Consider the following 22,574-nt stretch of genomic DNA (forward strand, 5'->3'; position numbering starts at 1 on the left):
CATGTAGTCAGTAAAGAAAATTCAATTTTTAGACATTGTACCGCATACTAATCCCGTCTCGTAGCATAATTTTTTCTCCTCTCCATCTGGAAGATAAGACGCGAAGGTAGCAGGCTTCGTTTCTCCTAAAAATCCTGAGGGTTTTTTTAGACTTATGCAGGAAGTCTAATAATTGAGTTAGCTATATTTATCAAGTACCATAGTCATAATTTTTTTAGCTATAGGAGCTGCCACCCTGCCTCCACCTCCGCCATGATCGACAAAGACCAGAATAGAGTAACGAGGTTGTTGATAGGGAGCGAACCCGGCAAATATAGCATGGTTACGCCTTTGCCAAACAACTGATTTACTGCTTAAATCATCATCTATATTAGCTTTTGCTTGCACTTGTGCGGTACCTGTTTTACCAGCTAATTGATGTCCTTCTGCTAAAATCCTACTATAATAGGAAGTTCCTCCTTCAGTATTAACTGCTTTATACATGCCTTCTTTTAAAATATCTAAGTATTTTTGATTGATGTTAACCTGATCAAATACCGATATATCTTTAGCAATTCTAGGATTATACAATTTCCCATTATTAGCAATTGCTGTTACAAACCTAGCTAACTGGATTGGAGTAGCTGATAAAAATCCCTGCCCTATCGATAAGTTAAGAGTATCACCAATTGTCCATTTAGAGTTAAATTTTTTCATTTTCCATTCTTCTGAAGGAAGGAAACCTGAGGCTTCTCCAATCAAATCAATACCAGTTTTTGTACCGAAACCAAAATTTCTTGCCATATCTAATATTTTTTTATGACCTGTTAAGCGAGCTATTTCATACATATAAGAGTTACAAGAATGCTTAATGGAATTATACATATCCACTGTGCCATGACCATGACGACTCCAGCACCGAAAGCTATTAGTACCTAATACCGAATCCCCAGTACAATTAACCGTTTTATCCGGTTTAATTCCACTCTCTAAACCAGCTAAAATTGTAATAATTTTGAAAATAGAACCAGGTGGATAAGTACTTTGTATGGTTTTATTAATTAACGGCTTATAAGGATCATTAATTAAACTTTGCCAATAATCTTGAGACAATTTTACAAAATTATTGGCTTCAAATACCGGCGACATAGCCAGCACTAAAACATTACCGTTATTTGTATCAATAACTATCGCCGAACAGCCTTGTTTAGTTAAATAAGGCTGCACTCTTTGTTGTAACTCTGCGTCAATATTTAGATGTAAGTCCTCTCCTTGTTGACTTGGAAGATTGGTAATTTCTCTGACTTGTTTGCCTAAAGCATTTACTTCTATCTGCTTATAACCAAATTTCCCACGTAACTTTTCTTCATAATATTTTTCTACACCAGATTTACCAATATTAAAATCCCCTAAATTATTGATTTCTAGCTCTTGTTTCTCTTGCTCATTAATCTGTCCAGTGTAACCTATTACATGACAAGCAGCTTCTGAAAAATGGTAAAATCTTACATAACCGACATCTACAAAAATAGAAGTTAAATTTAACTTTTGTTCCTCAATGAGTGACATTTGTTGCCAGCTAAGATTATCTAATATCAGTAAAGGAACACGTTTATTGGCTTTTTTTATTTTTTGATTAATGTAATTTTGTTTTTCTTCAGTTAGTTGCAAGATATTTGCTACTAGAATTAATTCCTGTTTGTAATTAGTAGCCTCATGCATATCCAGTAATAACCTAAAACAAGTTTGGTTGGTAGCTAGAACATTACCGTTAACATCATAAATTTGTCCCCTGAATGGCGGAACTAGAATAAAACTTATACGATTTTTATCAGATAAAGTACGATATTTATCACTTTCAAATAACTGCATGTAAAACATTTTTCCAGCCAATAATGAAAATAATGTTAGTTTTCCTGAACCTATCAGAAAAGACCGTCTTGATATTAACTGGTTATGTAATATTTTATTATTTAGCATATTTTTTTGATAGCGATTCCTATTATGTTTTTGTAGTACTAGATACCAAACGTCATTGCGAGACCATGTAATGGTCGAAGCAATCCATTTCTAATACTTTTCTGAATTGCTTTGTCGCTACTAAAGTAGCTCTGAGCCATGACGTTTGGGGGTTAAACCTCCTCGCAATGACGTTTGGGGAACAATGCCTTATCAAGAGGAATTCGTAGCAAATTATAGGAAAATATCGTAGTAAGATAGTGCATTAACATCGTAAGATACCCTTGGGAATATAGACCTTTAGTTAAAATTAGCAAATATCTAAAATGTAATATAAAAAAATAATATAACCCAAAAATCAGGAAATTTGTTAAATAACTTCTAACTATAAAGAATTTTCCAGCAAATTGTAAAATTATGTGAGCAGTTACAAGAACCAAGGAATTTGTACCAATTGGCATAGAATATAATTGGTCAAAAATTATTCCTACTAAAAATATTAGCCAAAAACCAATATGATAAAATGTAGCAAAATAGTAAAGTAAACTAACTTCAAAAGCTGGAAAAATAACAGTTTCTGTGTTAATTCTAAAATTTTCTAGTGGAAAAATTACTAATAACAAACAACATTCTAATAATATTATTTTACTAACTATTTGTGATAATGTTTGTGGTAATTTGCTAAAGAATTTCATATTATTTTCAGTTCTTTAATTACTGATTCAATAATAGGCAGTACTAGGTCATACTTTCTTATGAGATCCAATACCAGTCTAGCAGATTCTAGCCCTTCCACTAAGTATAAATTTTGATTTAAAAAATTTCCAACATCTAAATGTTTACCAAGCTCATAACCAAATCTAGTATTTCGTGATTCCTTAGAATAACAAGTTAGCACCAAATCCCCTAATATACCTGGAGCACATAAAATAGAAGCATCTCCAAGCTCTCCATCAATAGCCTCAGATAAAATTCTTATTTCTTGAATTGCTTGAGTTATAAGCCCGGCTTTTGCATTTTGTCCGTAACCTTTTGCATCATACCAACCACTCTTTATTGCTATAATATTCTTAACAGCCGATGCCACTTGCATCACTACCATATAGTCAGTTATGGTCAACTTAAATTGTTGAGATGCCAAGCTAATTGCTAGTCGTTTGGCAAGATTAACATCTAAAGAAGCAATGGTTACTGAAGTTAATAAATCTTGAGCAACTTCTTTAGCGAGGTTAGGTCCAGCTATAAAGGCTAAAGGATTAGCTGGTAATATGGCTTTTACTTTATCAGATAATAACTCCGTAGGGTCTCTGCCAAATCCTTTAGTTGCAACTAATAACGCTACGCTTTCAGATATCCCAGCGTTTTTTAATATCTTCAAAGTTTCCTGAAAAACAAAAGATGGTACCGCAATAATTATTACTTCTTTGTCTAGTAAAGCTGACAAATTATCACAAGGAACTAGATTGGTTGGTAATGTAATATCAGAACCAAGATATTTGCTATTAGTTCGATTATTTAATATTTCCTCGATAATATTATTCTCACGTACCAATATCGACACATCCTCATAACACCTTGCCACTTGACAGGCTAGTGCAGTTCCCCAGCTACCGCCACCATAGACAGCAATGCTTTTAAATTTTTTCATAGCAATTATTTATATAGTGAATTAACTTAAATTGGCAACGTTATAAATCCGATTAGTATTTAGCCTTAGCGTCATTGCACATAGGCGGCAACCTAAGGAAATAGTAGTTAAAAAGACGTCTATTAGCGAGTCCTAGTTAGGTGGCGTGGCAATTGTAAGAATACTTATATTTATTCTAATTCTTCAATTTGCTCTTTAGTTAACCCAGTAGATTGAGATATTATCTCAATCGATATTCCAGCTTTCTGAAGATTTCTTGCCACTTCGAAATTTCTTCTAGCTTCGCCTCTAGCTTCGCCTAGCTGGATACCTCTAGCTTCACCTTCCTCAATATATTTTTGTGCAACAGTTCTCATAATGTTCCCTTTTTCTTCTTCTGACAAATACTTAGCTAGTAGCTCTTCTAATTCTGATTGTCTTGCCTTAGGTAATTTTATGTCATTGTACCATAAAAACGATCTTAAGTAAATATAACCATTCTCTTTATCAATTAATATCTCTAATTTAAATCTCTGCAGAAATTCTTCCCAAAGCTTTATCATATCTCGTTGATGGATATGTTTTAGCATATATTCTAACATCCCAATATGCTTCTTCTTCATTATTTCATCATCAGACATGCTTTGTAAATCGACCAATTGATAATCTTCTGTCATCACTTTCTTGGCTATAATTGCATCGGTAAATAAGCTCCATAAATTCCTAGGGGCAGTATAAACTTCTTTACCATTATAAATTACTAAATTATATACTAATGGTAATTTCTTTCTTCCTTTTTTATGCCTTTCACATAATAACAATGTGTATTTCCATAATCGTAGAGCTGTCCAATAATCAACGCCCGACTGAGCCTCAATCAACACATACACAAAAGCCTTACCCTGATTCTTGGTAGCAACTCCATATACTATATCACTATATTTCTTGTTTAAAGATTCTTCTATGTAGCTTTCTTTTTCTACTGTTATTTTTGATAAATCTACTAAACTCTTAAAATCATTCGGCAAATAATATTCCAAAAATTCTTGAGCTGCTACAGGATCAGCCATTATTGTTTTGACTAATGAATCATGCTTTAACTTTTTTGTCATAAAAGAATATTAATTTGATAAAACTACATAATATCTCTATCAGATTTTGACTTATGCTAGGTAAGTCTATACCAAAATTTCTGGAATCATATAATTATCCTCTATAGCAACTAACCGAGCTTTAATAATTTGCCCAACATCAAAATTACCTTGCAACTTTACCGGAATAAAATTTTCTGTATGAGCTATGTTATTTTGTTCTACAAGTAATTCCACTTCATGCCCTATATTCCTTTGGAAAAATTGTTGTAATTGCTGCTCCCCTGTTACTCTTAAAATTTCTGCTCTAGCTTTTCTAACAGATTTTGCTACTTGCGGCATTCTGGCAGCTGGAGTTTCCTCACGCTCAGAATACGGAAAAACATGTAAATATTGCAAATCTGCCTCAGAAATAAGTTTTCTTGTATTCTCAAACATTACCTCATTTTCCGTCGGGAACCCAGCTATAATGTCTGCCCCAAATGATACATTTGCTCTTAAGTTACGCAATTTATGACAAAAATCAATAACATTTTGACGATTATGACGACGTTTCATACGCTTAAGTATCATGTCATCACCAGCTTGTAAACTAATATGAAAATGTGGCATAATTTGTGGAGCATAAGCCATCAAATCAAACAAATCATCATCGATTTCAGCTACATCAATGGAAGATAATCTAAGTCTTTTTAGTTCCGGAACCAACCCTATAATCCGTCTAATCATTTGGGCAAAAGTTGGAGCTCCTGGTAAATCTGGTCCATATGCCGTAACGTCAACTCCGGTAAATACTACTTCATTATACCCATTAGCTACTAATGTCCTTAACTGCTGTACTATCACTCCCATTGGGACTGAGCGACTATTGCCTCTAGCATAAGGTATAATGCAGAAGGTACAACGATGATTACAACCATTCTGTACTTGAATAAAAGCCCGAGATTTGCCATCAAAGCTAGCTACCAGATGATTAGCAGTTTCCGTAACAGACATTATATCATTTACTGCTACTTTTGCGTCAGTAAATTGATAATTGCTAGCAATCAATTTTTCCTCATTACCAAGTACTTTGTCGACCTCAACCATATTAGCAAAAATATCTGGGTTATTTTGAGCAGCACAACCAGTAACAATAATTCTTACCTTAGAGTTATTTTTCTTAGCTTTACGAATTGCTTGACGTGATTGTTTTACAGCTTCCTTAGTGACAGAACAAGTATTAAACACCATGACATTTTCTAAACCAGAAAGAGCTAGGTTAGTTCTAATCACTTCACTTTCATAAATATTTAATCGACAACCAAAAGTTACAACCTTTTGAGTTACCACTTCTTGTGATTCAGTCATAAAAAAACTCTCCACGTACCACTAGAGTGGCAGAACCAACCATTATTATATTCTCACCTTGTTTTGACATTTGCAGACTACCTAATTGAAATACCACTTGACAAGGAGAGCTAACAAAGCCAAGCTTTACCGCCGAAGCAAAACTAGCACATGCTCCGCTACCACAAGCAAGAGTTAAGCCTGTCCCTCTTTCCCAAACCGATAAATAAATTTTATTATCCTTGATTGAAGCAAAACTAACGTTAACCCCATCAGTAAACAACTCTTTTTCTTGTAATTTTTCTCCGATTATTTCTTTATCCTTAGTAGCTAAATCACTAAAAATAATAAAATGTGGATTACCAATATCAGCACAAATAACTTCCTTGATATCAATCATATAACGTTCCATAATTGGCCAAATCTTTTCGGCCGAAGGCATCCAATCTTCCTCAAAACTAACTATCCCCGTATTCACCTCGATCTCGTTGTCACTTAATATCTTACAAGACAATTCTTTTCCGTATATTTTTAAAGTAACTTCTGTTATACCGAAATCAAGATATAACAATTTGGTAAGACATCTTGAAGCATTCCCACATAATTTGGCACTTGAGCCATTCTGGTTATATACAGCCATTTCATAGTAATTAGCTTTTTGATCGTAAATAATAAACTGATCACAACCAATACCAGTACGACGATTGGAGATATTTAGCGATAATTGCTGTAAATCACAATTTATAGGTAAATCACGCTGATTGATAATCACAAAATCATTACCTAATCCATGCATTTTAGCAAAATTGATTTTTTTAAACACGAGAATATCTTTAGATTATACAAAAGTCTATTATACTAAATATATATAAAAATATGTAGTAAATAAATAGACCTCTTGCATAACTGTTGGTAAATGGTTATATTTTTTGTCTGTACTTGATTAGTATTACTGTCATTGCACTCCAATCGTCATTGCAAGGAGACCGTGGATCAACGAAGCAATTCAAATCTAATGAATGATGGATTGCCACAACCTACTTGCGTGGTTTCGCAATGACATATATGGTCAACGTCATTGCGAGCTGATGTATTCCCACGAAATTGTTGCAAAATAGCAAGAATTGATAGAATATCTTCATTATTTAATGATGATGGAGATAGTAGGTTATGGATGTAAAAACAGTATTAAATGAAGTAATAAAAGAACATTGTCCTTTTATACATAATAATCGTTTAAATGCGTTACTTGATGTTGCAGAAGGCTTGCGATATAGTCAGAATTTGTCTTTGAGTGCAATTGGCAGGAACTTGAGTGGTGATAGTAAAGTAAAACATAAAATAAAAAAAGTTGATAGATGCATAGGTAACAAACATTTATATAACGAGGTTGATAGTCTCTATAGTGCTTTATCATATTTCATATTTGAGTTTATCAAGCATTCTAATGATGAAAGCGTTGTGATTGATTTATGTTATCTTAAAGATGATCGCATGGTACAAATGCTAAGTACTTAATTTTGTACAAGAAGGATGAGTTTACCTTTATATCAAGATGTGTTTGAAGAAGGTGAATTAAAGGGCAGAACGGTAGAATTTCTAAATAAATTAAAGAGTATAATACCTGATGGAAAAAGGGTTGTTGTGATTATGGACGCTGGCTTTCATATTGAATGGTTTAAGGAAATAGAAAAACAAGTGTGGAGTTGGGTGTGTCGGGTACGACGAGGAAAAGATTTAAAATTAGCTAAGAATGAGGATTGGATATCAGTTGAAAATTTCATACTATCAATTGGTTCAAAAACGATGGAATGTGGTACGATTCTGCTAACCAAAGCTCATAAATATTCCTGCAGAATGGTTACAACTTGCAAAGTCCCTAAGGGGCGAGTGCAGAAGGTTAGCAGGAATCGTACTAGCAGTAAAACAGCAAATGGTTCATATAACAAAGCTGCAAAAGAACCTTGGATATTGGTAACTAACTTAAGTTCTGATGAATATAAGGGAGCGGAAATAGTGAGGTTATATAGCAAACGTATGCAAATAGAGGAAACGTTTCGAGTGATAAAAAATCATCAAATTGGTCTTGCTGGAAGATATATTAGAACTTTAGATGTGAATAGATGGGGAGTTTTAATGTTACTATCTGCCATTGTTATTATAACATATTGGGTTATAGGTGTGGTAGGCTATAGCCAAGGTATGCAAAGAATTTTCCAACCTAACACAGTAAAAGATAAAAAGATTTATTCGTATTTTACCCTTGGGAAATTTATTATTGAATTTAATTATCTGCATGCCATAAAACCATTGCTAGAACCCCTGGCATCTATTATAAAGACGGAGCTTTGTCGTGCTTAATTTCGTGGGGATATATCAGATTACGAGGAGGGCGTAAGCGTAAACACGATGAAGCAATCCATTTTTAATTATTTTTTGGATTGCCCGTCGCCATTAAAGTGGCTCCTAGCAATGACTCCAGGCTATTTTCCCTATGACTTTTAAACACCATGCGTAAGGTAAGTAAAATACTGATGTTTAAAGACTTCTCTAGGTTTTTTAATCCAGAATTCGGGTTATTAAAGCGTTTTTAAACTTATAGCTATTCTATTTAAAGCGTTCATAATCGAAATACAAATAGTAATATCCACAATTTCCCTCTCAGAAAAATGTTTGAATATGTCATCTTTAATTTCATCAATCTTTTCAAATGAGCTACATGTTATGGATTCACACCACTTTAGAGCTATAATTTCCTTTTTACTAAATACCTCTTTAGTAGAGAACCAAATTGGTAACAAATCTAGTTTCTTTTGAGGAACATCATGCTTTCTGGCGTCTGAAAGATGTAAATTACAACAATAGAAGCAACCATTTATTTGCGATACCCTTAGTTCAATTAAGTATCTTAGCCCTTTATCAAGGGGGGAGTTATCAAGACTTTTATAAGATTCATATAGGCATGACATTGTGTACTTAGAGATTTCTGTATAGTGCATGTTTTTCCTTTTAATTTAGGGCGTGTCATCAATTAAGTTGACATAAATATCTAGCTTTTCCATTCACAGAATTGCAAAAAGTAGCAAATTGTTTCGAATTGGCGGGGCGTAGTGAACAATTTCCGAACCCAGTCAGATACCAAATTGCTCATTATACAAGTGCTTACGTTTTATTATTAGAGCTTCGTTACCTCATATTGCAACTCCATATTTTTTCCACAAAATGCCATCGAAATTTTTAATATTTGTTTTACATGTGAATACTCTTTTATTTTACTATCATATTTTCTATTAATAATTTGTTGTAAGCCTGCTTTGGCTATATCTGCTAGCTCTTCTGAGGATTTAGCGATTTTATACTCGATAATCATCGCTTTATCACCTTTGCCAATTTTTGGAATCATCACAACGTCAGCTCTGCCATCCCCTGATTCTTGTTCACTTGATATTATATAATTAGGAGTTAACATATTAATAAAGCCAAGCATAAAGCCACTATAAAATAATTCGGCTTTTTTCTCTCCTGTTTGATGAAAACTAGTAGAATTAAGTAATAATTCTTGCAGACGCTCTTTGAACGCCTCTATTTTACCATCTGGTAATAGAGTAACAAAAGAATAATAGCCAGAATTATCAATTTTTATTTGTTTAGTAACCCATTGCAGCATTCTCTTTTCATAAATATATTTCACCTCGTAGTTAGGAGCAGATAAATCATAAATGTCTCTTTCTGGCATCTTGGTAGTTGTGTTTAGGTAACCACTAAATAATAATAAGCTAAATAACCCTTCTGGTTGGTTAATATCAGCAAAATTTATATGTTTAGTAATAGAAGAAGTAATCGTTTTTCCTGCAACTAAAGCCTGGATATTTTGTTGCATCTCATCTGAGAGCAGTATATGATCAATCCAATCAGTCCCACCACTATCAATCCAATAGTGATCAAGCTTGCCTTTACTTGCCAAACATTGCATAATTGACCATGGATTATAAATGACTTCTCCACCAAAATTATAGCCATTATACCAATTTTTAATTTCTTCTGGCTTTGTAGTGGTTGGTACTTTAGTTAATAATTCATCAACTTCTGCTTGAGTAAACCCGTAACTGCTAGAAAATCTTTCATCTAGTAAACTACATTCAGTTAAATTATTCAAATCTGAAAACAAATTAGCCTTAGCAACACGCAATATGCCGGTAATGATGCCTTTTTGTAATGAATCATTGGTTTTAAGACTATTACCAAATATTGCCCGGAATAGAGCTAATACTTCCTCAAACTCTTCTAGATTATTGCCAAATTTCATATAGGCACTATTAATTGGCGTATCATACTCGTCAATTAGTATGTAAACTTTTTGATTAAAATGTTTATAAAGTAAATCGCTTAAAAATTTCAAACTATTCTCAAGCTCTACTTTATTAAACTTTCCAGAAAAATATCTAATTAATTGCCCTTTTTCCGCTTCTTCCAATGAATATTCTTTCTCACTTACATAACGTTTTAAATAACGATAATTACTAAATAGCCTAGTTATTTGATAGCTGATTTTACTTTCAATTTCTTCATAACTACTACCCCTAACGCCCTTGAAACTTATAATAATAACTGGAAATTGACCTTGACGTTTCATAGAGTTTACTACATTAGCAATTTTTAATGGCTTTAGTTCTTTAGTCTCATCAAATCCTAAATCTACCTCTCCACCAGCAAATAGTTTATAGTTCACTCTTTGTTCTTGTGGTATAGGATTGCCATGTTGATCTACCTCTATCTCAAAAAATCTCCGCACCATATCCATATTCAAGCTCTTACCCCACCGCCTTGGGCGGGTGATTAAGGTGACATCTCCAGTATCAACCAATAGTTCTTTGATCATTAAACTCTTATCAACAAATACGTTGCTATTAAGCAATAATTTCTTAAAATCATCAGTACCAACTAGCATGGTTGGTTGATCATCAACATTATTTTTGTTTATTTCTTCTACCATTGTTTTCACGTGTTCCTTCCAACTATAATATCCATTATACTACTTTTTTATTCTCCACTAATAGCTAATTAGCAAAATTTTTATAATTTTTTGTTTTTTTATAGTGAATTAACCTGAATTAACACTCAGTACGATATAATTATGCAGCTTTAGAAAATGTTATAATTTCAGTGCCGTTGGCAGTTATTATGTGCAACTCTGCTTTATCCACTTGGCTCGGTATAAAAATCTTTCCGCCCAAATGAAATTTAGCAATATCCGGTAAATGATCGCTATTACTCGCGTAAACATTTTTCATGATTTTTTTAAGGTTTTCGATATCTTGTAACTTGTTAAATTTGACAGCAATCTTTCTCATATAAATCCCCTGTAGTATCTGTATTTTGAGGGAATTATTATACCATAAAAAATCACAATTTGCATCATATTTTGTGATATTTTTACATCGTATTTTTAGTATATTTAGTGATGCTAAAAAAATCACAACTCTTACTAGAGTGTGTCGTCACGAGATTTGAGTCCACATTAGTAAAGCCCTTAAGCAAAGACCCGCCATGTATGATTTTGTATTTTTAGCATATCTTGTTGCTATACCACGCCATTCTTTAAATTTTTGAAATGTATTTTCAATAATGTGCCTTAGCTTATATAGATATTTATCTATCTCTCTTTGAATCTTCCTGTTTCTTTTTGATGGTATTACAGGAATTATGTTTGCATTCACAGCCGATTCTATTATGGCGTTTGTATCGTAAGCTTTATCAGCCATAAGATGTTGTGCCTCCATATTCTGGATTAACTCACAAGCTTGAGTACAATCATTTCTGGAACCTTCTGTAACAATAATTCTGACCGGCATACCATACGCATCCACGGCCATATGTACCTTTGTATTGAGCCCCCTTTTGTGCGACTAACCGTTTGATTCCCGCCTTTCGCTCCAAGTCCTGCTTTGTGAGTTTTTACAAATGTAGAATCTATCATTAACCATTCAAAATCAGGAGCATTTATAAAAATATTTAGGGTATGTCGTCACGAGATTGTGATTGCATAATTTTATGTGATTTGTTATTATAATTGTAGTAATAAAAATAGGCGATAAGAAGCAATGAGTTTAGCACATAGAAGACATGATATAAGCGATGAGCTTTGGAATAAGATAGAAAGTAATTTACCTGGTCAGAAAGGTTGTTGGGGAGGTATTGCAAGAGACAATAGAACTTTTATAAATGCAGTGATGTGGATATTTAGAACGGGAGCTCCATGGAGAGATTTGCCTCCTGATTATGGCAATTGGAAGAATGTACACAGAAGATTCTGTAGATGGCGTGATAATGGGATATGGGAGAATTTGCTAAATATTTTTATAAATGCTCCTGATTTTGAATGGTTAATGATAGATTCTACATTTGTAAAAACTCACAAAGCAGGGCTTGGAGCGAAAGGCGGGAATCAAACGGTTAGTCGCACAAAAGGGGGCTCAATACAAAGGTACATATGGCCGTGGATGCGTATGGTATGCCGGTCAGAATTATTGTTACAGAAGGTTCCAGAAATGATTGTACTCAAGCTTGTGAGTTAATCCAGAATATGGAGGCACAACATCTTATGGCTGATAAAGCTTACGATACAAACGCCATAATAGAATCGGCTGTGAATGCAAACATAATTCCTGTAATACCATCAAAAAGAAACAGGAAGATTCAAAGAGAGATAGATAAATATCTATATAAGCTAAGGCACATTATTGAAAATACATTTCAAAAATTTAAAGAATGGCGTGGTATAGCAACAAGATATGCTAAAAATACAAAATCATACATGGCGGGTCTTTGTTTAAGGGCTTTACTAATGTGGGCTCAAATCTCGTGACGACACACCCTAGGAGAATTTGTAATGAGTAGAAAGTTGGTATATGCTAGCGATTATCGTGGCATAGAATTGCGTAAAGCTCTGATAGATCAGCATAATTTAAGTGGTTTTGAATCTGAGGATTTAGGTATTGATGATGATTCTCCACTAGATTATGTTGATATTTCTAGATTGTTAGCAGATAGGCTCCGAAATACAGAAGACATAGGGGTGATGATATGCGAGAGTGGTCAAGAAGTAGCTATTGCACTCAATAGATTTACCCATATAAGGGCAATTATATCACGATCAACGGAAGACTCTATACAAACTAGGCAAAAGCTTAATGCAAATGTTGTATGTTTAGGTAGCCAAAACTCCTCTTTAGAAGAATCTCAGGATATAATACCAATTCCCGAATTTAATTTAGTAAATGATTCATGCAACAAATAGATTGAATTAGCAAGGTATTTAAATTTTTAATAGAGGAAGATACTACTATTTCTAATTGTTCAATTGTATTGTATACTTTATTCTTTATAGTCTCAGACTTTAAATGTTCCCATAATCGCTCCGCAGGATTTAATTCAGGAGAATATGGTGGCAAATAAAGAATTTCTATATTAGCAGGAACCACTAAGTCCTTAGCCTTATGCCATCCAGCACAATCCATAACAACAATGGCTTTTTGATCGCCTATATGTTTAGACATTTCCGCAAGAAACATGTTCAAAGACATAGTATTAACATTTGGCATCATTAAGCTAAAATCATCTCCTGTTATTGGGTTAACAGCACTGTAAACATAAAAATTCTGAAAACCTATTTTGATTTTAACTTGAGTTCTGATACCTTTGCGAAACCAACCATGACCTAATTTAGAATGAGTTCCAAAACGCGATTCATCAAAGAAATACAAAAAACTTCTTGGATTGCTTGTTATTTTTTCTTGAATTTTTTTTTAAACTGTTCATGAGTTTCTTTATTCTGTTTGTAATGCACTGGTCTTGGAGTAATGTACGCAAACTTAAGCTTGTGCAATGCCCTGTGTACAGCCGATTTACTTACATTAATTCCCAAATTTTCTTTAAGTTTTATGACGATACTTTTTATTGTTATGTTACAATCTTCTTGTATCCATTTGTTTATTGCTTCATAGCAGCTTTCCGTTAAATCGCTTTTCCTTCCCCTACCTTTTTTATATTCAAGATTTTTATCATCGCCTTGGGCAAAGCTTTTTATCCAGTTTCTTAGCGTATTAGTTGTGATATCAAATATTTTAGACACCATACCAATACCATGTTCTTTTGCAGCTACTATAGCTCTTAACCTAATAGCGATCCTATTCTCTTTGTTCGTACTTGCAAGTTGAGCTATAGCCTGTTTGTATAAATCTTCTGTTATTAATTTTTGATGAGTACCCATTACATTCCTAATTTTATCTATCTTTTACATTATAACCTATTTTTCTCATCTTTATACTAAATTAAATTTGGGAATTGGTATTATTGAAAAATTTGTTACAGAAAACTTCACTGGTGAAAAGCATACAGCATGTGTACAAAAATTAGAATTATCACAAACAAAACACATTGATACTGGTATCAATGTAATAGTACGTGGAATAATTATTCATAATAATCACATATTGCTTACTACTGCTACATCTGATAATCCAAATTTTCCACCAAATATTTTTTTCTTGCCAGGTGGGGATGTTGAATATAATGAACCATCTTTACAAGCTTTGAAACGAGAAATATGGGAAGAAATGAATCTAGAGATAGAGGAATCAGAGTTTGCCGGTATATTGGAATGCAGTTGGAAGCGTAAAGGATCAATTTATCATGAATTAAATATTGTATATAATATTGATATTAAGGGGTTAGATTTATCTCATCCACCTGTAGCAATGGATCATAAATTCCATAGTTTCATTTGGAAGCCCATAGACCAAATTGATAATATAGTTATTCTGCCAGAAAGTCTAAAAACTATTATAAAAAATTATGTTGAGCAAGGTTCAAAGATGGATATTTTCTCACAAATCCTAAATGCATAAAAATAAGATAATATAGAGGATGTATGCTTTATAGCTGATCGAGCGATGTTTAGTAAAGCTAATCTACAAGCTCTTAATGAGTCGTTATAGTCAATTGACGTATGTAAGGTGGTTAAGAGGTAAATTTTAGTTTTAACAAAAAAATATAAATTAAATGAGTAGATACACTTAGTGCAGAGATATTATGTGATATAGTATCTTATATTAACTAAAAAATATAAGATATTAATATGTTTAGTCAGATTCTAGGTAACATAGGAAGTAGCATAGGTGGTGTTTTTGGTGGAGGTATATTATCAACTATTGGACGATTTACAGGTAAGACATTAGGTGATTATTTAGAATATTTAAATCATCAACCCGAGGAATATTATCATTTTAAAAATATTAGGGAAAGTTTTGTTCTATCAAAAGCCGTTTATGGACATCCAATAGCGTTAGTTTTTGGTACAGCAAGGGTCAATGGTAAAATAATTTGGGCAAACCAAATTAAGGAAGTGCAGATTACCAGTGTTGCACAGCCAGGCGTATCAGATACTCAGGGAACTGCCGCCATCCATAATTTAACAGAATGCGAATATTATTTATCCTTTGCAGTTGGCATATGTGAAGGTGAAATTGCTGAAATTAGTAGAGTATGGGCTAATGATCAGTTGCTCAATCTTGAACAATATACATTCAGGCTTTATTTAGGGTCAGAAGAGCAAATAGCCGATCCTTTAATTGCTGCAACTGATCCTCAAGGGCAAGTACCAGCTTTCCGTGGGTTAAGCTACGCGGTATTTGAAGAGCTACCATTAGCTGATTTTAATAATTCTATACCAAATTTCTCCTTTGAAGTAACCAGAAAGGCTAATATTCCTGATAATATTGAAGGCAAGAGCGTAGAAGATTTGGTTGAGGCGATTGACATTATCCCAGGTTCAGGGGAATTTGTTTATGATTGCCTAATACAGTATAAAACCATTACCAATTCTTTGGGGGGTATCATCAGTAAAAAACCAATAAATTCCAATAATTATCATAACATTGCTGATAGTGTTTATAGTCTGGATCAAATGAAAATTATATGTCCTAATATCAAATGGGTTGCACCAGTTGTATGCTGGTTTGGCGATAGTTTGGATATTAAAAATTGTATTATCAAACCTGCCGTAGAATTTAATGATCCGCATACCCAATACTCAGAACAATGGCAAGTTAGTAAATATTTACGTGATACGGCAAGATTAGTATCACGAGATGTAGATAATTTCCCTAAATATGGTGGTACAGTCAATGATGCGAGTATCATACGTTACTTACAGGAATTAAAACGTAGAAACTTTAAAATCATGTTTTATCCAATGTTTTTTTTGGATATTTGGCAAAAACCATGGCGGGGTCATTTGACAGGTTCGATAAGTTCGGTAGTAGATTTTTTTAATAAAGATCAAGGTTATAATGATTTCATTCTACATTATGCTGAGTTAGTTAAGGATCATATTGATAGTTTTGTAATCGGGTCTGAGTTAATAGGTTTAACTAGTATCAGAGATAAACATAATAATTTTCCTGCTGTTATGGAACTGATAAAACTAGCAAAATTAGTTAAAAATATCGTTGGTGATAATGTACTTGTGACTTATGCCGCAGATTGGTCAGAATATCACCATACCAAAGACGGATGGTATAATTTAGATAAGTTATTTGCCTCAGAATATATAGATTTTGTTGGTATTGATGCTTATTTTCCTGTAACAAGAACGGTAAATTCCAGAATTTCGTCAGAAGAAATTATTAAAGGTTGGCAATCAGGCGAAGGGTATGATTACTTTGTAGATGACAATAATAGTCAACGTCAATTATCAGCAGATTATGCTTGGAAGAATTTAAGATATTGGTGGGAGAATTATCATCGCAATCCTGATGGGATAACAACAGAATGGCAACCAAAAATGAAGAAAATTTGGTTTACAGAGTTTGGTTTCCCTTCTATTGATAAAGCAACTAATCAACCTAATATATTCTTTGATCCTTTATGTATTGATGGCGGAGTACCAAAATATTCTACTGGTGAAGTTGATTTTTCCATTCAGCGTAAAGCTATACGGGGATTTATTGAATATTGGCAAACACAAGAATATATCGAACAAATGTTTTTATGGACTTGGGATGCCAGACCTTATCCAGCTTGGCCCCATAATAATATTTGGCGAGATGGTAACTTATGGGCAAAAGGACATTGGGTGAATAATAAGTTTGGGGCTTGTAATTTAGCGGCAATAATTCTTGAATTGTCTTATAGATGCAATATTCCACTAAAGAACATCGACATATCTACTCTTGATGAAGCGGTAGAAGGGTTGGTATTAAATAAAGCGTTATCTTGCATTGATATTATTAACTCTCTAAGGATTATATATTTCTTTGATATCATAGCTTATCAGGAACAAATTAAATTTATCAAGCGTGGATATTCACCTCTCTGTAAGGTTAGTTCAAAAATATTGGTTAAATTATCAAGCAATAGTTATTTAGAACAAATGGAAATTTCTAAAACTAGCATTATTAGTAAATTAGGGCTAAACTTTATTGATCGATGTGATAATTATAATAATGGTTTTTGCCAAATAAATAGTGAGAATTTTTCACATAGAGCTATTCCAGTCTTAAGGCTACCTATTATACTATCTTGCCTGGAAGCGGAAAGATTAGGGCAGCTAATCCTAAAAAATGCTGCTACTGAAACTAAAATTTTAAGATTTATCATGCCGGCAAATTTTATCAAATATCAACCGGGAGATTTTGTCTTATTGTATTATCGGAATTATCAATATCAAATTAGGATTATCTCCATGAAATTATCTCGTTTAACAGTAGAAATACAAGGAATTATCGATGAAGTTGAAAATTATGTACTAGGATGCTGCCTACGATAATTATTAAAGATAGATTTTTTTATCAAAACTATTATAATAAACTAGACAAGAAACTAGTAGGTTATATGCAAAACTCAATATCAGCCTTTGATGCAAAAACTCATTTTTCTAAAATACTAGATCGGGCAAGCAAAGGTGAAGAAATATTAATTACCAAAAGAGGTAAAGTAACTGCAAAAATAGTACCAGTAAGTCTCGTAAAAGATATTGATAGTGCCCAAATGGCAGCTATAAGAATTAGGAAATTAGCTAAAGAAATTAATTTTCAATTATCCGATTGGGAAGATTTTTTAAGCTATAAAGATGTGGATAGAGTGTTCACGAAAAAAAAGTTAAAGTAACAAGACGTCTATTAGCGAGGAGCTACTTTAGTAGCATTGATGCAATCCAAAAAATAACCAAAAATGGATTGCTTCGTCGGCTATTCCTTCTCGCAATGACGTATGCACCTGTAATATCAATTGAAATAATCATATGGAATTTGATCCTAATCTACTATCTCGTATACAATTTGCTTTTACTATAAGCTTCCATATAATTTTTCCGTCCTTCACAATTGGTCTTGCTAGCTGGCTGGCTGTAGTAGAAGGGTTATGGCTCAAAACTGGCAATAATATTTACCAAGAAATATATAAATTTTGGATTAAGATTTTTGCTATTACCTTTGGTATGGGGGTAGTATCCGGCGTTGTTCTGTCTTACCAAATTGGTACTAATTGGTCAGGTTTCTCTGATAAGGTAGGTAATGTACTTGGACCACTTCTCGGTTTTGAAGTGCTTGCTGCCTTCTTTTTGGAATCGTCTTTTCTTGGAGTGATGTTGTTTGGTTGGAATAAAGTTAGTAAGAAAATGCATTTTGCTGCTACTTTAATCGTGGCAATTGGTACAATTATCTCTGCCTTTTGGATTCTGTCAGCTAATAGCTGGATGCAAACTCCTACTGGTTATGAAGTACGAGCCGATAATATTTTATATCCGACAAATTGGTTAGAAATTATTTTTAATCCTTCATTTCCATATCGTTTCTGTCATATGATTGTTGCATCATACTTAACTACAGCCTTTGTTATTGGTGGCGTCGCTGCTTGGTATCTTGTACAGAGAAAATTTGTTGCCCATGCTAAAATCATGTTTGGTATGGCAATGTTGATGGCAGTATTTGTTGCTCCAATACAGCTTTTTATTGGCGACCAACACGGGTTAAATACCCTAGAACATCAGCCTGCAAAAATTGCTGCTATGGAAGGTATTTGGGATACAGAAAAAGGTGCTGCCCTTAGGGTCTTTGGCTGGCCATCAGATCAAGAAGAAACAACAAAATATACGATAGATATTCCAAAAATTGCTAGTTTAATACTGACCCATAGCTTAGATGGAGAAGTACAAGGGCTAAAAGAATGGTCAAAAGAAAATCGCCCCCCGGTATTAATAGTATTTTTATGTTTCCGAATAATGGTAGGAATCGGTATGTTGATGATAATTACTGGGGTGATTGCCGTAGTCTTATATTTACGTAAAAGATTGTTTGATACTAAATGGTTCCAATATTGGTGTATGTTGATGACGCCAACTGGCTTTGTGGCCGTGCTATCCGGATGGTTTGTTACGGAAATTGGTAGGCAACCTTATATAGTATATAATATAATCAGAACATCTGAAGCATCTTCACCAGTACTAGGGCAATATATCTTTACTTCATTAATTGCCTTTGTGATAGTTTATGTTTTTATATTTGGCAGTGCCACTTATTATATTATAGATTTAATAAAGAAAGGACCTACTATAATAATAAAAGAAGAGACATATGGTTTCCACAGTTTAGGAAATCCAATAGAGGAGGATAACAACCATGCTTAACTTTGCCCCCTATATAGATTTACCTTTAGTTTGGGGTGGACTAATTGTCATAGCAATATTTCTGTATGTATTACTAGATGGTTTTGATCTGGGGGTTGGTATATTATTTCCATTTGCTCCTACTCAAGATTGCCGCAATAAAATGATGAATTCCATAGCACCATTTTGGGATGGTAATGAAACTTGGTTAGTTTTAGGTGGTGGTGGATTATTTGTTGCGTTCCCACTGGCTTATGCAATTTTGATGTCAGCCTTCTATATACCAATTATCGCAATGCTTTTGGGCTTAGTTTTTCGCGGGGTAGCTTTTGAATTTAGATTTAAAGCCACTCCAAAGGATCGCTACATATGGGATTATTCTTTCCATTTTGGTTCTATCATTGCCACCTTATTTCAGGGAATTATGCTGGGAGCTTTTATCCAAGGCGTTAAAGTGGATGGCAGGGTATTTGCTGGCGATGCTTTTGATTGGCTCACCCCTTTTTCTCTGATGACCGGTATTGCTCTGGTATTTGGTTATGCCCTACTTGGTTGTACTTGGCTTATCATGAAAACTGACAAAGATACGCAAATATGGGCTCGTAAATCTGCAGCATATGTATTAATTTATGTTATGTTATTTATGGGGCTAGTAAGTTTATGGGTACTATTTTTAAACGAGAGAATTCGTATATTTTGGTTTACTATGCCTAATTTTGCATATCTATCATTCATTCCTATTTTAACTATTTTTACATTATTTATGTTATTCACCACTCTTTATAAAAATAAAGAATACCAACCTTTTTGTTACTCAGTTTTACTTTTTACTCTGGGCTATTTAGGGCTAATTTTAAGCATTTGGCCTTTTACCGTACCATATCAAATATCTTTATGGCAATCGGCAGCAATAGCCGAATCACAATCTCTAATGTTGGTAGGAGCTGCGTTACTTTTACCGATAATATTAGGTTACACAATTTATTGTTATTATATATTCCGTGGAAAATCAACTCATCACCCAATGTATTAGTAAATTGAGAAAAATTTTTATTTCTCAGAAATGCAAACAATGGCTTTGGTTTGTAATTTTATACTTAGTGGGGCTAATATTTGTGCTATCATTATCCTGTATAATTAAAGCTATCTTTTTTATATTTGGATAAGCAATATTACTAGGTGTGAAAAAAATTTTAATTGGGTCTAGATTTTGACTCTTTTTAGCTGCAAATTATAAGATTTTTTTGAAATAGATACACTATCCTTGCAAAAATCTTATTAATTTTTGCTTAAAAACACTCGAAATCTAGACAATTAAAATTTTATTCACAGAACCTAGCAATATCCTATCTTTAAATCAGCAAAGCATTAGCGACAAACTTAGTTAATGTAGGCTGCAAGAATGATGCTAATTCTTTATTGATTTCATCAATATTCTCAATTTTATTACCATCACGACTTAAGGTCATCTCACCAGAAGTAACATGCTGCATGACAGATTCAATTATTTGCTTGTGGTCGTGCTTACCGTCCATATATCGTAGAGCAAATTTCTCAAAAAGATTGATAGCTACCACTTCATGTCTTTGGTTTGTTACCCACATATTGGATGTATGAGTTACCTGATATGAAATAAGCTTTGATGTTTTAGGTTTATCAAGATTTACTTCTTTCCTAGTATTTTGTAAGGTGATATTAATATATCCTTGCAACACTAACTTCATGGCATTAGCTAAAAATTCAGCCTTTATTTCATTCAGTTTTGCTCCTTGCAATTTTTTATTACTACTAACAGCAATTTTATCAAAACTCATCGGATTATTGATATTCTCAGAGAAAGTATAGAGTACCGCTTTCATATAAGGAGAAGATGTTGATAAACTATTATCCTTATTACCATTATAAAAAAATTTCTCTGGTTCAAGTGAGTTAATATCTATATCAACAAAAGGCTTTTCTGGCACTATATTAAATGTCATATTAAATTTAGTAATATCTTCGTTATTGATAGACCTATTTAATTTAACACTATTATGGCAAAGTAAGGTCGACCTAAATCGACGATTGGTAATGAAATCCATATATTGTTCTGTTCTAACAATATCATTTATTGCTTGTAATTTTTCCACTGCTTTTGCTGGCATATTTCCTAAATACATGGTAGAGACACTACAATCAGACAGATATTGCAAATTATTTTTCTTAGCCTCATCCATAAACTCATGAAAATAATATTGTACATTATCTTCTTCTAAATGGTCATGACGCAAATAATGATCATTTTGTTTGGCAAGCAAACTAGCTTCAGTTTGTAACACTTGAGCATAAGGAGAGTTGGAAGCTTCCAAGCTATCATTAATGAATTCAAGTAATAATCTAGATTGAGCAATTTTATCTTTAATGTTATTAAAGGTATTTGAGTGATAAAGCATCATATCTCTTATAGTACGAATCATATTCCAGCCGGGTAAGGTATTATAACTAATATATACAATACCATTATCTGATAAATTTTTATTACCTACTTCAAAAATTTTATCCTGAACAAATTTTGGCACCCAAGAGATTACCCCATGACAAATTATATAATCAAATTTACCAAATGATTCATCAATATCTGTAATCGAACAATGTCGGAATTCTATATTTTTAAGATTTAATCCTTCTTTATGTTTATTAGCTTCATCTATTTGTACTTTAGATAGATCGACTCCAATAAAGTGTGCTTTAGGATAATTAACAGCATGAGGTATTAAATTACCGCCTGCAGCACATCCTAGCTCCAAAACTCTAGCAGTTTCAACAGCCGGTGGTTTTATACCAAATAACACAGCAAGTGTTTGTAGGTGGTACGGATCGGTTAAAGCATACGGATAGCTTTCATAAGGTAGTTCATCGTATGTATTATGAGAGGCTGAGGTAAGCT

22 protein-coding genes and 1 pseudogene are annotated in these 22,574 nt (G+C 33.3%); 9 read left to right on the forward strand and 14 right to left on the reverse strand.

Translation table 11 applies throughout. The features are described from left to right. Positions 1 to 177: 177 nt before the first annotated feature. The 6 genes from mrdA to dapF all read right to left on the reverse strand — a co-directional run bounded on the left by mrdA (position 178) and on the right by dapF (position 6,808). Positions 178 to 1,959 carry a penicillin-binding protein 2 gene (gene mrdA / locus ACFELW_RS02225; RefSeq protein WP_341758850.1) on the reverse strand — a complete coding sequence of 594 codons (1,782 nt, stop codon included), beginning with the start codon at positions 1,957 to 1,959 and terminating at the stop codon, positions 178 to 180. A 152-nt stretch (positions 1,960 to 2,111) separates the two neighbouring features. Beyond that, on the reverse strand, positions 2,112 to 2,633 hold the full coding sequence (locus tag ACFELW_RS02230; RefSeq protein WP_375330301.1) for a hypothetical protein: 522 nt from the start codon (positions 2,631 to 2,633) through the stop codon (positions 2,112 to 2,114). After that, the gene (locus tag ACFELW_RS02235; RefSeq protein ID WP_341758851.1) at positions 2,630 to 3,586 is read right to left on the reverse strand and encodes an NAD(P)H-dependent glycerol-3-phosphate dehydrogenase; all 957 of its coding nucleotides are present in this window, start codon (positions 3,584 to 3,586) and stop codon (positions 2,630 to 2,632) included. The genes ACFELW_RS02230 and ACFELW_RS02235 overlap by 4 nt, the downstream gene beginning before the upstream one ends. Positions 3,587 to 3,756: 170 nt before the next feature. Then, the gene (locus ACFELW_RS02240) at positions 3,757 to 4,677 is read right to left on the reverse strand and encodes an Rpn family recombination-promoting nuclease/putative transposase (RefSeq protein ID WP_375330302.1); all 921 of its coding nucleotides are present in this window, start codon (positions 4,675 to 4,677) and stop codon (positions 3,757 to 3,759) included. A gap of 66 nt (positions 4,678 to 4,743) precedes the next feature. After that, positions 4,744 to 6,006 carry a tRNA (N(6)-L-threonylcarbamoyladenosine(37)-C(2))-methylthiotransferase MtaB gene (mtaB, locus tag ACFELW_RS02245; RefSeq protein ID WP_375330303.1) on the reverse strand — a complete coding sequence of 421 codons (1,263 nt, stop codon included), beginning with the start codon at positions 6,004 to 6,006 and terminating at the stop codon, positions 4,744 to 4,746. After that, positions 5,999 to 6,808, reverse strand: a complete 810-nt coding sequence (gene dapF, locus ACFELW_RS02250; RefSeq protein ID WP_375330304.1) for a diaminopimelate epimerase — start codon at positions 6,806 to 6,808, stop codon at positions 5,999 to 6,001. Before dapF ends, mtaB begins: the two co-directional genes overlap by 8 nt. 347 nt (positions 6,809 to 7,155) lie before the next feature. Between dapF and ACFELW_RS02255 the strand changes: the two genes are divergently transcribed. Continuing rightward, positions 7,156 to 7,503, forward strand: coding sequence for a hypothetical protein (locus ACFELW_RS02255; RefSeq protein WP_341758855.1), 348 nt, complete (start codon positions 7,156 to 7,158; stop codon positions 7,501 to 7,503). A 15-nt stretch (positions 7,504 to 7,518) separates the two neighbouring features. After that, positions 7,519 to 8,346 carry an IS4 family transposase gene (locus tag ACFELW_RS02260; RefSeq protein ID WP_375330305.1) on the forward strand — a complete coding sequence of 276 codons (828 nt, stop codon included), beginning with the start codon at positions 7,519 to 7,521 and terminating at the stop codon, positions 8,344 to 8,346. 218 nt (positions 8,347 to 8,564) lie between these two features. Here the strand turns inward: ACFELW_RS02260 and ACFELW_RS02265 are convergent, their stop codons facing one another. From ACFELW_RS02265 to ACFELW_RS02285, 5 genes are all read right to left on the reverse strand, one after another. Continuing rightward, the gene (locus ACFELW_RS02265; protein WP_341758926.1) at positions 8,565 to 8,954 is read right to left on the reverse strand and encodes a carboxymuconolactone decarboxylase family protein; all 390 of its coding nucleotides are present in this window, start codon (positions 8,952 to 8,954) and stop codon (positions 8,565 to 8,567) included. 206 nt (positions 8,955 to 9,160) lie between these two features. Further along, positions 9,161 to 10,978: an AAA family ATPase gene (locus tag ACFELW_RS02270; RefSeq protein WP_375330306.1), complete on the reverse strand. Its 1,818-nt coding sequence runs from the start codon at positions 10,976 to 10,978 to the stop codon at positions 9,161 to 9,163. Between the two features lie 139 nt (positions 10,979 to 11,117). Then, positions 11,118 to 11,336 carry a hypothetical protein gene (locus ACFELW_RS02275; protein ID WP_375330307.1) on the reverse strand — a complete coding sequence of 73 codons (219 nt, stop codon included), beginning with the start codon at positions 11,334 to 11,336 and terminating at the stop codon, positions 11,118 to 11,120. A gap of 147 nt (positions 11,337 to 11,483) precedes the next feature. Then, positions 11,484 to 11,858, reverse strand: a complete 375-nt coding sequence (locus ACFELW_RS02280) for an IS5 family transposase (protein ID WP_375330308.1) — start codon at positions 11,856 to 11,858, stop codon at positions 11,484 to 11,486. After that, positions 11,774 to 11,962 carry a hypothetical protein gene (locus ACFELW_RS02285; RefSeq protein WP_375330309.1) on the reverse strand — a complete coding sequence of 63 codons (189 nt, stop codon included), beginning with the start codon at positions 11,960 to 11,962 and terminating at the stop codon, positions 11,774 to 11,776. Before ACFELW_RS02285 ends, ACFELW_RS02280 begins: the two co-directional genes overlap by 85 nt. A gap of 124 nt (positions 11,963 to 12,086) precedes the next feature. Between ACFELW_RS02285 and ACFELW_RS02290 the strand changes: the two genes are divergently transcribed. Both ACFELW_RS02290 and ACFELW_RS02295 read left to right on the forward strand, forming a co-directional pair. Continuing rightward, a protein-coding gene (locus ACFELW_RS02290) for an IS5 family transposase (RefSeq protein ID WP_375329687.1) occupies positions 12,087 to 12,850 on the forward strand; the annotation gives its coding sequence in 2 pieces (ribosomal slippage) (positions 12,087 to 12,444 and positions 12,444 to 12,850; 765 coding nt in all). A 24-nt stretch (positions 12,851 to 12,874) separates the two neighbouring features. Then, positions 12,875 to 13,282 carry an RpiB/LacA/LacB family sugar-phosphate isomerase gene (locus tag ACFELW_RS02295; RefSeq protein ID WP_375330310.1) on the forward strand — a complete coding sequence of 136 codons (408 nt, stop codon included), beginning with the start codon at positions 12,875 to 12,877 and terminating at the stop codon, positions 13,280 to 13,282. Here ACFELW_RS02295 and ACFELW_RS02300 read toward each other — a convergent pair. Then, a complete protein-coding gene (locus ACFELW_RS02300) occupies positions 13,251 to 13,748 on the reverse strand; it encodes an IS630 family transposase (RefSeq protein ID WP_375329725.1) in 498 nt (165 codons plus the stop codon). The two genes, ACFELW_RS02295 and ACFELW_RS02300, sit on opposite strands and share 32 nt — an antisense overlap. Positions 13,749 to 13,768: 20 nt before the next feature. After that, on the reverse strand, positions 13,769 to 14,254 hold the full coding sequence (locus tag ACFELW_RS02305) for a helix-turn-helix domain-containing protein (RefSeq protein WP_341758975.1): 486 nt from the start codon (positions 14,252 to 14,254) through the stop codon (positions 13,769 to 13,771). A 67-nt stretch (positions 14,255 to 14,321) separates the two neighbouring features. Between ACFELW_RS02305 and ACFELW_RS02310 the strand changes: the two genes are divergently transcribed. From ACFELW_RS02310 to cydB, 5 genes are all read left to right on the forward strand, one after another. After that, positions 14,322 to 14,891: an NUDIX domain-containing protein gene (locus tag ACFELW_RS02310; RefSeq protein ID WP_375330311.1), complete on the forward strand. Its 570-nt coding sequence runs from the start codon at positions 14,322 to 14,324 to the stop codon at positions 14,889 to 14,891. A gap of 230 nt (positions 14,892 to 15,121) precedes the next feature. Beyond that, a complete protein-coding gene (locus tag ACFELW_RS02315) occupies positions 15,122 to 17,812 on the forward strand; it encodes a glycoside hydrolase TIM-barrel-like domain-containing protein (RefSeq protein WP_375330312.1) in 2,691 nt (896 codons plus the stop codon). A 65-nt stretch (positions 17,813 to 17,877) separates the two neighbouring features. Continuing rightward, positions 17,878 to 18,153, forward strand: a complete 276-nt coding sequence (locus ACFELW_RS02320) for a type II toxin-antitoxin system Phd/YefM family antitoxin (protein WP_375330313.1) — start codon at positions 17,878 to 17,880, stop codon at positions 18,151 to 18,153. Between the two features lie 133 nt (positions 18,154 to 18,286). Continuing rightward, on the forward strand, positions 18,287 to 19,669 hold the full coding sequence (locus ACFELW_RS02325; RefSeq protein WP_375330314.1) for a cytochrome ubiquinol oxidase subunit I: 1,383 nt from the start codon (positions 18,287 to 18,289) through the stop codon (positions 19,667 to 19,669). Next, positions 19,662 to 20,681, forward strand: coding sequence for a cytochrome d ubiquinol oxidase subunit II (gene cydB / locus ACFELW_RS02330; RefSeq protein WP_375330315.1), 1,020 nt, complete (start codon positions 19,662 to 19,664; stop codon positions 20,679 to 20,681). The genes ACFELW_RS02325 and cydB overlap by 8 nt, the downstream gene beginning before the upstream one ends. 319 nt (positions 20,682 to 21,000) lie before the next feature. Here the strand turns inward: cydB and ACFELW_RS02335 are convergent. Then, a pseudogene (locus ACFELW_RS02335) lies at positions 21,001 to 22,563 on the reverse strand (methyltransferase regulatory domain-containing protein); the annotation flags it as partial. Positions 22,564 to 22,574: the final 11 nt, after the last annotated feature.

It is taken from the genome of Candidatus Tisiphia endosymbiont of Nemotelus uliginosus, from assembly GCF_964264755.1.
Taxonomy (GTDB): domain Bacteria; phylum Pseudomonadota; class Alphaproteobacteria; order Rickettsiales; family Rickettsiaceae; genus Tisiphia.